The sequence below is a fragment of the Ralstonia sp. 25mfcol4.1 genome (genome assembly GCF_900104095.1).
GTDB lineage: Bacteria > Pseudomonadota > Gammaproteobacteria > Burkholderiales > Burkholderiaceae > Cupriavidus.
Window position 1 is genome coordinate 258,690 of the sequence record NZ_FNJO01000007.1, and the last position, 13,870, is coordinate 272,559.

The 13,870-nt window shown below is 66.5% G+C and carries 10 protein-coding genes; 3 read left to right on the forward strand and 7 right to left on the reverse strand.

Annotated features, from left to right (window positions below; translation table 11 throughout):
• Positions 1 to 2: 2 nt before the first annotated feature.
• Positions 3 to 1,511, reverse strand: a complete 1,509-nt coding sequence (locus BLQ58_RS14955) for an NCS1 family nucleobase:cation symporter-1 (RefSeq protein ID WP_092599287.1) — start codon at positions 1,509 to 1,511, stop codon at positions 3 to 5.
• 302 nt (positions 1,512 to 1,813) lie between these two features.
• Here BLQ58_RS14955 and BLQ58_RS14960 point away from each other — a divergent pair, with 302 nt between their 5' ends.
• Complete coding sequence (locus tag BLQ58_RS14960; protein ID WP_092599290.1) at positions 1,814 to 4,273, forward strand: ATP-binding protein; 2,460 nt, start codon at positions 1,814 to 1,816, stop codon at positions 4,271 to 4,273.
• The gene (locus BLQ58_RS14965; protein WP_092599293.1) at positions 4,236 to 4,673 is read left to right on the forward strand and encodes a response regulator; all 438 of its coding nucleotides are present in this window, start codon (positions 4,236 to 4,238) and stop codon (positions 4,671 to 4,673) included. Before BLQ58_RS14960 ends, BLQ58_RS14965 begins: the two co-directional genes overlap by 38 nt.
• Positions 4,674 to 4,692: 19 nt before the next feature.
• On the opposite strand, the gene BLQ58_RS14970 is transcribed toward BLQ58_RS14965, so the two are convergent.
• The 4 genes from BLQ58_RS14970 to BLQ58_RS14985 form a co-directional block, all read right to left on the reverse strand.
• A complete protein-coding gene (locus tag BLQ58_RS14970) occupies positions 4,693 to 6,333 on the reverse strand; it encodes a sensor histidine kinase (protein WP_092599296.1) in 1,641 nt (546 codons plus the stop codon).
• A 15-nt stretch (positions 6,334 to 6,348) separates the two neighbouring features.
• The gene (locus BLQ58_RS14975) at positions 6,349 to 6,978 is read right to left on the reverse strand and encodes a biliverdin-producing heme oxygenase (protein ID WP_092599527.1); all 630 of its coding nucleotides are present in this window, start codon (positions 6,976 to 6,978) and stop codon (positions 6,349 to 6,351) included.
• A 266-nt stretch (positions 6,979 to 7,244) separates the two neighbouring features.
• Complete coding sequence (locus tag BLQ58_RS14980) at positions 7,245 to 7,685, reverse strand: nuclear transport factor 2 family protein (protein ID WP_092599299.1); 441 nt, start codon at positions 7,683 to 7,685, stop codon at positions 7,245 to 7,247.
• A 139-nt stretch (positions 7,686 to 7,824) separates the two neighbouring features.
• Positions 7,825 to 9,027 (reverse strand): NnrS family protein, encoded by a 1,203-nt coding sequence (locus BLQ58_RS14985; RefSeq protein WP_092599302.1) that lies wholly within the window; start codon positions 9,025 to 9,027, stop codon positions 7,825 to 7,827.
• A gap of 368 nt (positions 9,028 to 9,395) precedes the next feature.
• Between BLQ58_RS14985 and BLQ58_RS14990 the strand changes: the two genes are divergently transcribed.
• On the forward strand, positions 9,396 to 11,030 hold the full coding sequence (locus BLQ58_RS14990) for a methyl-accepting chemotaxis protein (RefSeq protein WP_092599305.1): 1,635 nt from the start codon (positions 9,396 to 9,398) through the stop codon (positions 11,028 to 11,030).
• Here the strand turns inward: BLQ58_RS14990 and BLQ58_RS14995 are convergent.
• Positions 10,991 to 12,283 carry a cytochrome-c peroxidase gene (locus tag BLQ58_RS14995; protein WP_092599308.1) on the reverse strand — a complete coding sequence of 431 codons (1,293 nt, stop codon included), beginning with the start codon at positions 12,281 to 12,283 and terminating at the stop codon, positions 10,991 to 10,993. The genes BLQ58_RS14990 and BLQ58_RS14995 overlap by 40 nt on opposite strands.
• Positions 12,284 to 12,309: 26 nt before the next feature.
• Complete coding sequence (locus BLQ58_RS15000) at positions 12,310 to 13,830, reverse strand: metallophosphoesterase family protein (protein ID WP_092599311.1); 1,521 nt, start codon at positions 13,828 to 13,830, stop codon at positions 12,310 to 12,312.
• Positions 13,831 to 13,870: the final 40 nt, after the last annotated feature.

A 13,870-nucleotide genomic window follows, 5' to 3' on the forward strand; every position in this document is an offset into this window, starting at 1 on the left:
AATCAGGCCTGGCGGGCATCGGCAAGGTGGGCCGGCATCAGCCGCGGCGCGAGCGCGCGGTACAGCACCAGAGCAATGCCCATGCCAATGAACCAGCTGTAGCTGGCCAGCCACTGCCACGACGGAATCACCACGCACAGCACCGGGACGATGGCCGAGGGGATCATGGTGGCGACGGCGGTGGGGTTGTAGCCGCGGCGGTACCAGTAGGTGCCGGTCTTGCGCAGCGTGTAGAGGTCGTCCACCACCACGCGCTGGCGGCGCACCAGAAAGAAGTCGGAGATCAGGATGCCGAACAGCGGTCCGATGAAGGCGCCCAGCACGTCGAGCGTGTAGTGGATCATCGTCGGGTGGTTGTACAGGTTCCACGGCGTGATGAAGATCGATGCCACCGCCGCGATCATGCCGCCAGTCCGCCAGCTGATGTACTTTGGCGAGACGTTCGAGAAGTCGAAGGCCGGGGACACGAAGTTGGCCACGATGTTGATGCCGATGGTGGCGGTCATGAACGTGAACGCGCCCAGCAGCATCGCAAAGGTGCTGTCGATATGGCTGACGGTCTCCACGGGGTCGGTGATCAGCTTGCCGAACACGGGCAGCGTGGCCGACGTGGTTACCACCACCAGCAGCGAGAAGCCCAGGAAGTTGACCGGCAGGCCCCAGAAGTTGCCGCGCTTCACGGACCGGAAGTCCTTGGCGTAGCGCGAGAAGTCGCCGAAGTTCAGCATCGGACCCGAGAAGTACGACACCACCAGTGCGATGGCGCTGAGCATCACGGGCACCGAGTCCCAGCCCTGGTACTTCAGGAAGCTCAGCGTGAAATTGACGTTCTCGATGCCGGCCTTGTTGATCAGCCAGATGGCGAGCGCGATCATCACCACGTACACGGCGGGGCCGGCCCAGTCGATGAACTTGCGGATGGTCTCCATGCCCGTCCAGAACACCAGCGCCTGCAGCACCCAGAGCGTCATGAAGGCGGCCCAGCCCAGCGAGGACAGCCCGGCAAAGCCATGCTGCTTCAGGTCGGCGTAGGGCGCCAGCTGCGGGAAGAAATGCAGCGCCAGCACCAGGAACGCGCTGGAGGCCAGGTAGGTCTGTATGCCATACCAGGCCACGGCGATCAGGCCACGGATGATGGCGGGGATATTGGCGCCCAGCACGCCGAACGACGCGCGGCAGATGACGGGATAGGGCGTGCCGGTGAGCTGGCTGGGTTTGGCCACCAGGTTGCAGAAGAACTGCACGATCAGGATGCCGATGAGCAGTGCCACCAGCACCTGCCAGCTGGACAGCCCCAGCGCGAACAGGCTGCCGGCGGTGATGTAGCCGCCCACGCTGTGCACGTCGGACATCCAGAACGCAAAAATGTTGTACGTGCCCCAGGTCTGCTTGCGCAGCGGGGCAAGGTCCTCATTGGTCAGCCGCTCGTCGTAGCCTGGCTTGATCACGGCGTTGCTTTCGGGGGCGTGCGTGCCGATGGTATCGACGGCGGGCGAAGCTGTCACTGGCATTTCGGGTCTCCGTTGGTGGCCTTGCGTGCGTGCGCAGGTCATCACTGATTTCGATGTGACGACAAAATTGTCTACAAAATCGTTTTTGTTTGTGTACGGAGTTGTAGGTCACCGGATTATGATTGTCAACATAACGCCGGCCGAATGCGGGTAGACACCGAGCGGGCGGCTGCCTTAGGCGCCGCCCACGGCGCTTGCAGTTTTTACCGGCGGCGCCCCAATGTGCTGTCAATTCCGCACAAAGCCGGCGCCGGGCGCGTGCCTGTGCCAAAATCGGCGCCATGCCTCAAGGCGGAGCAAGCATGGTTCACCACTCCAATTCCACGGCGGCGGCAGCGGCCGAGGGTTGCGCCAAGGAACCGATTCATATTCCTGGCGGCATCCAGCCGCATGGCTTTCTGGTCAGTGTCGACAACGTGGGCAATGTCGTGCAGGCCAGCGCCAATACGGCGTTGTTGGTTGGCAGGGCGCCCGGCGAGATCGACCCGTTGCTGGGCCAGCCGCTGGCGGCGCTTGTCGGTGACGGTGCCGCGCTGGCGCTCGATGCGCTGGCCACCCTGAAAGCCGAAGGCATCCCGCTCTATGCCGGATCGGTGGCGGATCCGCGCAGCGTGCGCGACGGCGCGGCGGCTGCGTTGTATTCGCCGCTGGCCATCACCGTCCACATCTGGCAGGGCGTGCGCATCGTCGAATTCGAGCCTGCCCGTGGCACCGCCGACGTCTTCGCATCGATCTATCCCTTGGTCCGGACCTTCATCAACAGCCTGCAGGACGTGGCTAACGTCCAGGGGCTGGCGCGCCTTGCCGCAGAAGAAGTGCATCGCATCACGGGTTTCGGCCGCACCTTGGTGTATGCGTTCGACGACGAGGGGCACGGCCATGTGCTGGCCGAGTCGATGGATGCCGGCTACGCCAGTTATCTGGGGCAGCGGTTTCCGGCTTCGGACATCCCACCGCAGGCGCGCGCGCTGTACGTGCGCAACCGCATTCGCCTGATCGCCGATGCCGACTACGCGGCGGCCCCGCTGGTGCCGACGCTGCATCCCGCCACGGGCCAGCCCACCGACCTGACCTATGCATCGCTGCGCAGCATTTCGCCCGTGCACGTGCAGTACATGAAGAACATGGGGACCTGGGCGTCGATGTCGATGTCGATCGTCGTGCGCGGGCGGTTATGGGGCCTGATTTCTTGCCATCACGCCACGGCACGCGTGCCGTCTTTCGAAGTGCGCACGGCGTGCGAGCACATCGCACAGGTGCTCTCGCTGCAGGTGGAAGCCAAGGAGGATCACGACGAGGCCAGCTACCGCCTGGCGCTGCGCCGGCGGCAGACCGGGCTGCTGGCCTCGATGGCCAATACCGACGACTTCATCGAGGCCATCTCGGGCGATGCCGATGACCTGCTGGCGCTGGTGGGCGCCACCGGCGCGGCGGCTGTGTTCGAGGGGCGTATCGTCCGGATCGGCGATGCCCCGACCGACGCGGCCATCGAAGGGCTGCTGGCGTGGCTCGACACGCGCGGCGAAGACGTCTATGCCACCGACCAGCTTGCGGCCGAGTGGACCGATGCCGCCGCGCAAGGCGTGGGCCCCGAGGCTGCCGGCATGCTGGTGGTGCCGCTGTCGCGCATGTTCCGCAACTACGTGATCTGGTTCCGGGCCGAGGTGGTGCGTACGCTCCGCTGGGCGGGCGACCCGCGCGCCAAGCTGGCGGGCCTGTCGGCGTCGCTGTCGCCGCGCGAGAGCTTCGAAGTGTGGACGCAGACGGTGCGCGGCCGCAGCGAACCGTGGCGGGCGGCAGAACTGGAGATTGCCACCGAATTTCGCGGCGCGCTGCTGGGCATCGTGCTGCGGCGTGCCGAGGAACTGGCCCATTTGGCGCTGGAGCTTGGCCGCGTGAACCGCGAGCTCGAAGGGTTCTCGTATTCTGTGTCGCATGACCTGCGCGCGCCGCTCCGTCATATCGTCGGTTTCGCCGATCTGCTGCGCGAGATGGACCAGGACCGGCTGTCGGACCGCGGCCGGCATTTTGTCGAGCGCATCATTGCGCAGGCACGTTTCGGCGGCAAGCTCGTGGATGACCTGCTGGCGTTCTCGCAGATGGGGCGCGCCGCCCTGCGTCCGCAGCGCGTGGACCTGCGGGTGCTGGCGGAGCGCCTGCTGGCCGAGGAAACGAAGGAGCTTGGCACGCGGCGCCTGCAATACAAGGTCGGCGGGCTCGGCCACGTGACGGCGGATCCGGTGCTGATGGACGTGGTGCTGCGGAATCTGATCGCCAACGCGATAAAATTCACCGGCACGCGCGGCGTCGGTGCCGAGGGCCCTGCCGCGATGGTCGAGGTGGGCACGATGCCTGGCGAGGCAGCGTTCGAAGGCCAGGACCTGTTCTTCGTGCGCGACAACGGTGTGGGCTTCGACATGCGCTACGCCGAAAAGCTGTTCGGCGTGTTCCAGCGCCTGCATCGCGTGGAGGAATTTCCCGGCACCGGCATCGGGCTGGCCAGCGTGCGGCGCATTGTCGAGCGTCACGGCGGCAAGGCCTGGGCCGAAGGCGAGATCGATCGCGGGGCCACCATCTGGTTTTCGCTGCCGCGCGATTTCGTGCCGGAGGGCACCGCGGGTGTCAATGAAACGGCCGCCGAGGCGGCAGCCCGGCTGGCGGCCGTGTCGTCGGGCCAGCCGTACCGGCCCGTGTTGAAAGATGCAAGAATCCTGGAGAACGAGCGTGCTGAGGCCGATCCTGCTGGTGGAAGACAATCCTGACGACATCGAGCTGACATTGATCGCGCTGCAGAGAACCCGCCTTGCCAACCCGGTGGTGTCGGTGCGCGACGGTGCCGAGGCGCTGGATTTCCTGCGCCGCGAAGGCGCCTATGCCGATCGGCCGGAAGAGAATCCGGCGGTGATCCTGCTGGACAAGAAGCTGCCGAAGGTGGATGGCCACGAGGTACTGCGCGAGGTGCGCGCCGACGACCGTCTGCGTCGCGTGCCGGTCGTGATGCTGACATCGTCGCGCGAGGAACGCGACCTGCTCAGGAGCTACGACCTGGGCGTGAATGCCTATGTGGTGAAGCCGGTCGAGTTCGACGACTTCATGGCCGCCATCAACGACCTGGGCGTATTCTGGGCGGTGCTGAACGAGCCGCCACCGTACTCGCGCTAGCCTGCGCGGCTGCCCGCCGCTAGCGCGTGCCGCCAGCCAGTTGCGCCAGCGGCAGTTGCACGCGGAACATCGAGCCCTTGCCCAGTCCGTCGCTGTGCGCGCTTACGCTGCCGTTGTGCATCAGCACCAGATTCTTCACCATCCACAGCCCCAGGCCCAGGCCAGGCGCGCGATTGGCGTGTTCGCGATGTGCCTGTTCGAACCGCTCGAAGATGCGCTCCAGTGCTTCGGGCGCGATACCCACGCCGGAATCGCGCACGGACAGCACGACGTCCGCGCCGTCCGACGCGACGGCCAGTTCCACGGTGCCACGCTCCGCGAACTTCAGCGCATTGGTCAGCAGGTTCAGCACCACCTGCTTGATCCGGTGCTCATCGGCCATCACCAGGCAGGGCAGCGCTGGCGCCACGACCAGCGTCACGTCCCGCGACTCCGCATCGAGACGCAGATCCTCGGCCACGGTGGCCGCCAGGGCCGACATGTCCAGCAGGCGCAGATCCACCGACAGCTTGCCGGTGGCGATGGCACCGCTGTCGAGCAGATCGTCCACCATGCGGGCCAGCTGGCGGGTATTGCGTTCGATGACTTCCCCGGCGCGCCGCACATGGGCAGGGTCGGTGCCGCGCTCCAGCAGCGTGGTCCACCACAGGATGGCGTGCAGCGGCGAGCGCAGCTCGTGGCTGACCGCCGCCACGAAATGGTCCATGGCGCGGGCACCGCGCTCGCTCACTTCGCGGGCGCGCTGTTCTTCCTGGGCCACTGCCTGGTAGTGCAGTTCCGACGCCTTGCGCGCCGTGATGTCGATCGTGAAGCCGATCAGTGACTGGGCCGAGCCGTCTTCGAGATAGCGTGCGGCGCCGCGCGACATCAGCCAACGCATGGTGCCGTCCTGCCAGAGTACGCGGTACTCCACCTCGAAATGTGCGTGGCTGGCGATGGCCGCTGCCATGGCGGTACGTACCATCTCGCGGTCGTCGACGTGCATCAGTTCGCCAAAGACCCGCACCTCGTTGATGGTGTCGTCCGGTTGCAGCCCCATGTTGGCCTTGCACTGGTCGGTGCAGGCCATGAACCCGGTGGCGACGTCGAGTTCCCACGCGCCGACCTTGGCAAACGAGAGCAGTTCTTCGAGTTGCTTGCGGTGGGTTTGCAGTGCCGCATTGGCTTCTTCCACCAGTACCTGGCGCAGTCGCGCCTGCGACCGCAGCTTGGCGTGCTCGCGGCGGGTCTGTTCGGTCTTGACGATCTGATCGGTCACGTCCATGACCTGCAGCACGAATGCCGCATCGGATACGCTGTCCAGCCGCGTCGCCTTGGCCTGCCAGTATCGTTCGGTATTGCCGGTGCCGGCAGGGTGGCCGTCGTAGCGGATCAGCGGCGACAGGCGCGACTCGCCTTCCAGCAGGTTGTCGAGTGTGCTGGCAAGCCAGTCCCGGCGTGCCGCCATCTGGGGTTCGGATAGCGAAGGATTGATGTCGAACACCGATTTGCCCATGACATCGTTGCGCGTGCGGCCAGCCATGGCCAGATAGCGGGCATTGACGGCCACGACTTCGAACGCCGCATTGAGCACCAGATAGGACTCGGGCAGGGCGTCGAACAGCGCCCCCGTATCAAACGCACGTTGGAGGGGTGGCCGTTGTTCGAGGGCGTCAGGCATGAGCGTCTCGCGCGTCTACTGCGCGCCGGACTCGGCGTGCGCGGGAACGCGGGCCAACAGATCGTTAAACGCCCGCCGCGCCCCGGCGCAAGCCAGCGCGATGTCGGCCGGCTCGCGCACGCTGGCCCGCAGCGCGTGCAGGAACTGCTGCCAGCGCGGGCCAGGCGTCTTGCCCGCGCCAAGGTATGCCAGCGGATGCGGCGCGAAGTGGCCGGACAACTGCCGGTACAGCACAGCACCGCCAAGCTGTGAACCTTCGATGACGTAGCAGAGGCCCCAGCGGTAGGCGGCGTCGTGTTGCAGGGTGGCCACATCGATATCGTCAACGACAAGGCCGCCCGGCGGCGTGGCGGGGTGGGCCAGATCGTGTTCGAGAATTGGCATGCGGACCACCGGCGCCAGGCGGGCGGCATCTTGCGGGCCATCGTCGAAGCGCGCCAGCCAGTGCTCCAGCGGCGCCAGCGACGCGCGCAGGATCAGCAGATGATCCCGGTAATCTTCGAGCGTGGGATTGGCCCGGGAGAGTGGCATGGCCTGATCCAGCCGGGCGTGCTGCGCCGAAGTGGCGGCGCGCAGTGCAGCCAGCACGTCACGCGAAGGGGGCGATTCGGAGGCAAGGCTGGATGGGGTCGAGTGTTCAGTCACGCGGGTGATGATCCGATGGTCCCGAAAGGCGCGGCGAGCGCACCGCCCGGCGTAGCCATGGAGCGATGCATTAGGATGCGAGCCCACATGGTACAGGAAGTCCTCCAACGCACGGATGCTGCGGCGTTCTGCGCATTTGCACGCCGACCCGCAATGAAAAAGGGCGCTACTCCTTGCGGGTGCGCCCCTTTGCCATCATCCGGATACTAGCAGAGGATGTCAGACATCCTATCAATGTTCGGACTTCCAGACAGGTAGCGTCCGGCTCAGGCAGTCGCCTTCACCGCCTGGCGGGCAATCAGCTTCCAGTGACCGCCCTGCTTCTGCCATACCTGCAGCACCTTGAGCAGCACGGTACCCTGCTTGCCGTTGTCGAGCGTCTCGCCGGACAGCGTATGGCGAATCACCGCGACGTCGCCCGACACATGCACGGTCTGGTCGGTAATGTTGATGCTGACGAAGTCCGACTTCTTGTCCAGCAGGTCGCCGATAAAGCTGCTTTTGGTGTCGATACGGCCGCCCGAGTGGCCATAGCTCAGCGAATCGGCCACCAGCCCCGACAGCGTTGCCTGGTCGGGGTCGACCATGGCCACGCGCAGCTTCTCTGCAGCAGAGGTGACGGCCTGGTCGGCCGACTGCGCCAGAACCGGCGTGGCGGCGATGCCCAGCAAGATGGCGGCGCCCAGCGCCGCGGTGAATTTACGCATGATGTCTCCCGTTTGTTCTGTTGTGGATGGTGGGTCGATAAGGCAACCGCCGTCTGGCATCGCACCGCTGACGGTTGTAAGTCATCGTATCACAGCGCGCCGAAACCGCAACGCGGGGTTGCGGCGGAGGGACATCGGGTCAGCCCTCCTTGCCATCCAGGCGCGGGCGAACCAGGAAGGGGGTGTACTTGATGAGATACAGGATCAGTGACAGCACCCACAGTGCGCCAGCGAGTGCGACAGCAGGTGCCTTCAGTTGTGGCAGCGCAAGCGGGCCAGCCACCCGGAACACGGCGGCCAGTGCCATGGACAGGTAGGCCAGGTGCTCCATGCGCCCAGTTTCGAGCCGGCGGCCGGTATGGCCGAGGGCGGTACGGGTGACCATCGCGATGATGGCGCAGCCGATCACGCCGACAGTCAGTGCATGCAGTGCCGTGGAGCGGTCGAGCCAGCCGGCAGCGGCTGCGGCGATCAGGACGAAGCCGATTGGCAGGAACGCGTAGGCGACGTGCAGGATGCTGACAATGGGCTTGCGCAGTGCGCGATGCGAATCCCATCCATATAGCCGGACGCCATGGGCAACCGCCGCCCCCAGTGCCAGCACGCCTGTCAGCGCCGCGGGCGCCTGCAGTGCGGCGGCGACCGTGGCCAGCAGGGTCAGCGCGATCACGCCGCGTTCCACCGTCTGCCACCGTCGGATGCGCACGCCGGCAATCGCATTGGCGGTGAACATCGGAATCACGCGTCCGCCGATCACGGTCACGAAAATCGCCACCAGACCGGTGGCCGCTTCGACCGCACGCAGTGCCCAATCGATGCGGCCTGCCAGTATGGCGGCGTGAAACCCGATGTTGAGCGCCCCCATGATGCCCAGAGCGATAGCCAGCCCGTAGTTTCGCTGGCTCCCGGCCCGGCGCAGGATGCTGTAGAAGCTCAGGCTGCACAGCGGCAGGAAGGCCACATCGGCCGCAAGGGCCGCCCAGTCCGGCCCGGTCCACATCAGCACGCGGGCGAGCAGCCAGATGCCCGCCAGCGCGCCAAGCCATGCACCCTGCGGGGTTTGCAGGCCAGTCCAGTTCTTGCCCGCCGTAAAGAGGAATCCCACCACGACGGCGGCCGAGAAGCCGAACACCATCTCGTGGGCGTGCCACGCCATGCTGCCCAGCCACGGTTGCGTGGCCGGTATCCACCAACCCAGATACATCGCCACCCAGGCCGCCATGGCCATCGCGCCGAATGCCGCCGCCAACAGGTAGAAGGGGCGGAAACCAAGCGCCAGGATGGGCAGGCCGCGATAGGCGGGCGCGCGCGACGGTGGGGAGATCTGCAGCAGGACGGACATGGTGAGAAGCGTGAAGGCGTGGCGTGAAGGCGTGAAGGCGTGCAAGAACGTGCGGTGTGGCGGAATCGATTCTAGGAAAGATGCATGTGAAATGCAATTTATTGATGCGATGCCGCATGCAATCCGTTGCGTAAGTGAAAACACCGATGCGATTTGCCCCTCAACCCCTCCTCGCGTAGGGGTCAATCGATGCCTTGTCTACCCGTTAGCCAGACAAGGCAGACATGAAACAGAGCGGTGCGCCACGACGCCCGCCAATACCAAAAGAACGGGTTCTCTCAGCGATGCCGGTCATGGCGCACGCCGTGGCTCCAATCGTGTTTTGGCCTGCCATTGGGCCGCTGAATCGGGAAAGAGGGAGAAGGACCGTGAAATTCAGAGATGTTTCGATCAAGACCAAGCTCCTCGCGGGGTTTGGCACGCTGGCGCTCGTCGTGCTGGTGGTCTCCGGGTTGTCGCTACGTGCGCTCAGCCGGTCTACCGAAGGCTTTGCTGCCTATATCAACGGACTCAATGCACGGGCCGAAGTGGCGGCGCAGGTGCGCACCGCCGTGGACCGTCGGGCCATTGCCGCGCGTAACCTCGTGCTGGTGACGACGCAGGCCGATCTCGACGTGGAAAGGGCCGAGGTACTCAAGGCCCACGGCGATGTGGTGGCGCGCCTGGGCAAGCTCAAGCAGATGATCACGGCCGAAGGAGTCGCCGAAGGCGCGCGCAACCTGGTGACCGAGATCGACCGCATCGAGTCGCGCTACGGCCCCGTGGCGACCGACATCGTGGGGCTGGCGCTGGATGGCAAGAAGGACGCCGCTATCGCCAAGATGAATGCCGAATGCCGGCCGCTGCTGGCCGCGCTGGTCAAGGCGACGCGCGACTATGCGGACTTCACGCACGAGCGCCAGCAGGAGATGATCCGCAACCTCGACGACGACTACGCGCGGCAACGCGCGTTCCTGATCGTGGTGGCGATCGCGGCCGTGGCGTTCGGCATCTTCGGCGGGCTGCTGCTGACGCGGGCCATTACCGGCCCGATCCAGCGCGCGGTCGAGGTGGCGCGCACGGTGGCCCGGGGCGAGGTGGGCATGCGGATCGAGGTGAATTCGCAGGACGAGCCGGGCCGCCTGCTGGCCGCGCTGCGCGACATGAACGACCGGCTGGCCGAAACGGTCGTGCGCGTGCGCGAAAGCAGCGGCAGTATCGCGGTTGCCACCGGCGAGATCGCCAGCGGCAACATGGACCTGTCCAGCCGTACCGAACAGCAGGCGGCGTCGCTGGAAGAAACGGCGGCAAGCATCGAGGAGCTGACCGCCACGGTACGCCACAACACCGAGAACGCCCGGCAGGCCAGCGAACTGGCGCGCAATGCCGCCGCAGTGGCGCAGCAGGGCAGCGGCAGGGTGGGGCTCGTGGTCGATACGATGGAGGGCATCAGCGCCAGTTCGTCGAAGATCGCCGACATCACCGGGATTATCGAAAGCATCGCGTTCCAGACCAACATCCTCGCGCTCAACGCGGCGGTGGAGGCTGCGCGCGCGGGCGAGCAGGGCCGTGGCTTTGCGGTGGTGGCCAGCGAGGTGCGCAGTCTGGCGCAGCGGTCGTCGAACGCCGCCAAGGAGATCAAGGAACTCATCGACGCCTCGGTGGCGCAGGTGCGGGCCGGTTCGACGCTGGCCAGCGAGGCAGGCCAGACCATGGTCGAAGTCACCGAGGCCGTGGCGCGGGTGACCCATATCGTCGGCGAAATCGCGGCGGCGTCGGCCGAGCAGAACCGTGGCATCGAGCAGGTGAACCAGGCCATCGTGCAGATCGACCAGGTGACGCAGCAGAACGCGTCGCTGGTGCATGAAGCGGCCGTTGCGTCGAAGTCCCTCGAAGAGCAGGGCAAGATGCTCACCGATGCCGTGGCTTTCTTCAAGCTGCCGGGCAGCGGCGTTCAGCGCGCCCAGGCCGCCCGGGCGGCAGGTCAGCGCCTGGCGTCGACGGGCGGCATCGCGTTGACGTAAGCGGCATCGGTCAGGGTACGCAGGAATGCCACGATGTCATCGATCTCGCCGTCGGTGAGTGCGGCCGGCATGCCCGGCTTGCGGTTCATCGGCGGGGAATTCACGTTGATGTTGTCGCGGTAGGCGGCAGGAACGTCGTCGAAGACCTTGCCGTCGCGATACCAATTGCCGGGATCGATCGAGCGTGTGTTGTAGAACGCCACGGCGTCGCGTAGCGTGGTGAATACGCCGTTATGCATGAAACGCTGGCGCACCGCCACGTTGCGCAGGCCGGGCGTACGCAGATAGCCGCACCACTGCGTGGGCTCGGGCCAGCGCAGGCGCCGCGCGGTGTCGCACAGGCCGTTGTCGAAACGCTTCGGGTCGCGGTTGGCGGGCAGCGCGCGGTTGCGTGGCACGGCAATCGCGTCGTAGCCGAAGTCGGTGAACAAGGAACGCTCGGGGCGGCTCGCCGTATCGGACAACGTGTGGCAGCTCATGCAGTTGCCCTTGTCCGGGTTCTTGAACAGCGCCAGCCCGCGGGTTTCCTGAACGGTGAGCGGCGCGCGGCGACGCAGGTAGTCATCGAAGCGCGACGTGAACGGCGCCATCTCTTCGCTCTGCATGTAGGCCTGCAGCGCGGCGCCCAGCGCGCGCAGCATTGCCTCCGGGTCGCGCCGCACTTCGGGTCCGAACTGCGCGGCCAGGGCGGGCGCCAGTTCGGTGCCATTGACATTGCGCAGCAGGCCGGCAGGCGTGCCGTTGTTCATTTCATTGGGGTCCAGCAGTGGCCCGCGCACCTGCTCGGCAAGTGTATCGGCGCGGCCATCGGCAAACAGCCCGCCGAACGGCGAGGCGGCGGGCGCATCGTCGTCCTGGTAGAAATGGCGGCGCGGCACGTAGCGTACGTACAGCAGCGAAGGCGGATTGCGCAGGCTGAAACGACCGGGGCGGCTGCCTTGCGTCACGCCCGGTGTATTGGCCGGCAGCGTGGCCGAGAACGCGCGAGCGGGATCGTGGCAACTGGCGCACGACTGCCCGCGCGGCATCGACAGGCGCCCATCGAAGAACGCGCGCCGACCCAGCGTCACCAGGGCGGGGTCCGGACGAAATACGGCAGCGGTGGCATCCACCTTCGCGGCCACCCTGGGTGTGCCGCTGCCGATCGTCGCCACCACCGTGGCGGGCGGCGCGCCCGGCAGCAGCACCGTTTCCGCGGCCAGCACGGGCGATGCCACCGCCCATGCCAGCAGCATGGCTTGGACGGCAGGCATGACACTTCGGCGAAGCAGATACCGCATCAGGGCGTCAGGAAGCCGGTCTTGTCGCAGGCAAGTGTGCTGCCGGTCTGGTCGCAGGTGGCCAGCAGCTTGCCGGCCTTGGTGTAGGCCTTGAACTGCCAGCCCGTGGCCGGCGAAGCATGACGGTCCATCACCAGGAAGCCGAAGCTCGCGTGATGGGTAATGCGGTCGATCGTGGTGCCGGGTGCGGGGACACTGCCAGCGGGCAGCGGATCCGGCAGGGCGACATCCAGGTTGTCGCCGCCGTTGCCCGAGACGATGGTCGCCGGATGCGCCGACGCGAAGTTGATGGCCTGGAAGTCATGCACGTGGCCATGCAGTGCAAGCTGGATACCCGTCGGGTAGTACGCCTGCGCGTTCAGGTTCGACATCACCGATTGCAGCGCCAGATTGCCCGGCGCCGGATTTGCGCCGGCCACCGGGGCGAAGCCCAGGATCGGGTGATGGTTCGTGAAGATCGTGGTGGTCATGCCCGTCTTCGCGGCCAGTGTCGCCACGGTCTGGAACTGTTTCTGGTAGGCAATGAACTGCGGATCGCTGGTAGCCAGTGCGGTCTTGCCGGCCTTGGCCGAGTCGAACACGATCACCTGCGAGCCGCCGCCCAGCGACACCGCATACGGGTCCGCGTAGTTGGCGATGGCGTCGTTGGCCGGATCGTCGCAGGAACGCGTTGCATCGTAGGGGCGGGTATCCAGGAAGCGGGCCCAGCCCTGGCCGGCACGCGCGCATTCCTCGTGGTTGCCGCGCACGACGACCCAGGGCGCCTTGGCCAGCAACGGCGCCGCCGGCTTGAAGAGGTCTGCCTGCCACGTGTCCCAGCCATAGCCCCACGGGCTGCCCTGGCAGCCGGCGACGTCGGGCGGGCATGCGTTCTCGCGGTAGTGGTAGTCGCCGATGTGCAGCACGAGGTCAGGATTGAACCCCGCCGCCGTCGCGGCCAGCGACGCCAGCGGCCAGGCTTCGGTGTCGGTACAGGACTGCCAGGCGTTGTCGGCCTTCTTCAGGCGGCAGCCGGTGTCCGCCAGCACCACGATACGCTGCGGCGTGGCCTTCGGGAGCGGCAGCGCCTGCGTGCCGATGGCGGCGCTGGTGGCCGTGGCGGGCAACGTGGCTTCGCAAACGGAAACGGGAAATTCGGACGGCTTCGAGTCGGCTGCCGCGCTGGCCGTGGTACGTAGCGGCACGGTGGCCGGGCCCACGCGCAGCGTCATGCGTGCCGCGATGCCATCGATGGTCAGCAGCGGGCACTGCGCATTCGCGGCGCCGCCGGCCGGGGCCGTGTAGCTGGTTACCACGCGGGCAATGGCCTGGTTCCCATCGCCGATCTCGACCCACGCAGCCTGAATGTTGGCGCTGGCCGTGGCCGCATCGGGCGCGGGAGTCGGCGCGGGTGTGGTGGCGGGCGGATTGTTGGTGCCGCTATTGCTGTTGTTGTCGTCGCTGCCGCAGCCGTGCAAAGCCGCCACGGTGGCGAGCGCCGCCACTCCGGCCATCAAGCCGAAGGTCTTGTGTGAGCGCATTGTGGTTTCTCCCCTGTGTGGGGCGACACCGTACCTGCGC

Coding starts and splice junctions, on each gene's coding strand:
- BLQ58_RS14955 (WP_092599287.1), bottom strand. CDS start 1,511: ATGCCAGTGACAGCTTCGCCCGCCGTCGATACCATCGGCACGCACGCC.
- BLQ58_RS14960 (WP_092599290.1), top strand. CDS start 1,814: ATGGTTCACCACTCCAATTCCACGGCGGCGGCAGCGGCCGAGGGTTGC.
- BLQ58_RS14970 (WP_092599296.1), bottom strand. CDS start 6,333: ATGCCTGACGCCCTCGAACAACGGCCACCCCTCCAACGTGCGTTTGAT.
- BLQ58_RS14980 (WP_092599299.1), bottom strand. CDS start 7,685: ATGCGTAAATTCACCGCGGCGCTGGGCGCCGCCATCTTGCTGGGCATC.
- BLQ58_RS14985 (WP_092599302.1), bottom strand. CDS start 9,027: ATGTCCGTCCTGCTGCAGATCTCCCCACCGTCGCGCGCGCCCGCCTAT.
- BLQ58_RS14995 (WP_092599308.1), bottom strand. CDS start 12,283: ATGCCTGCCGTCCAAGCCATGCTGCTGGCATGGGCGGTGGCATCGCCC.
- BLQ58_RS15000 (WP_092599311.1), bottom strand. CDS start 13,830: ATGCGCTCACACAAGACCTTCGGCTTGATGGCCGGAGTGGCGGCGCTC.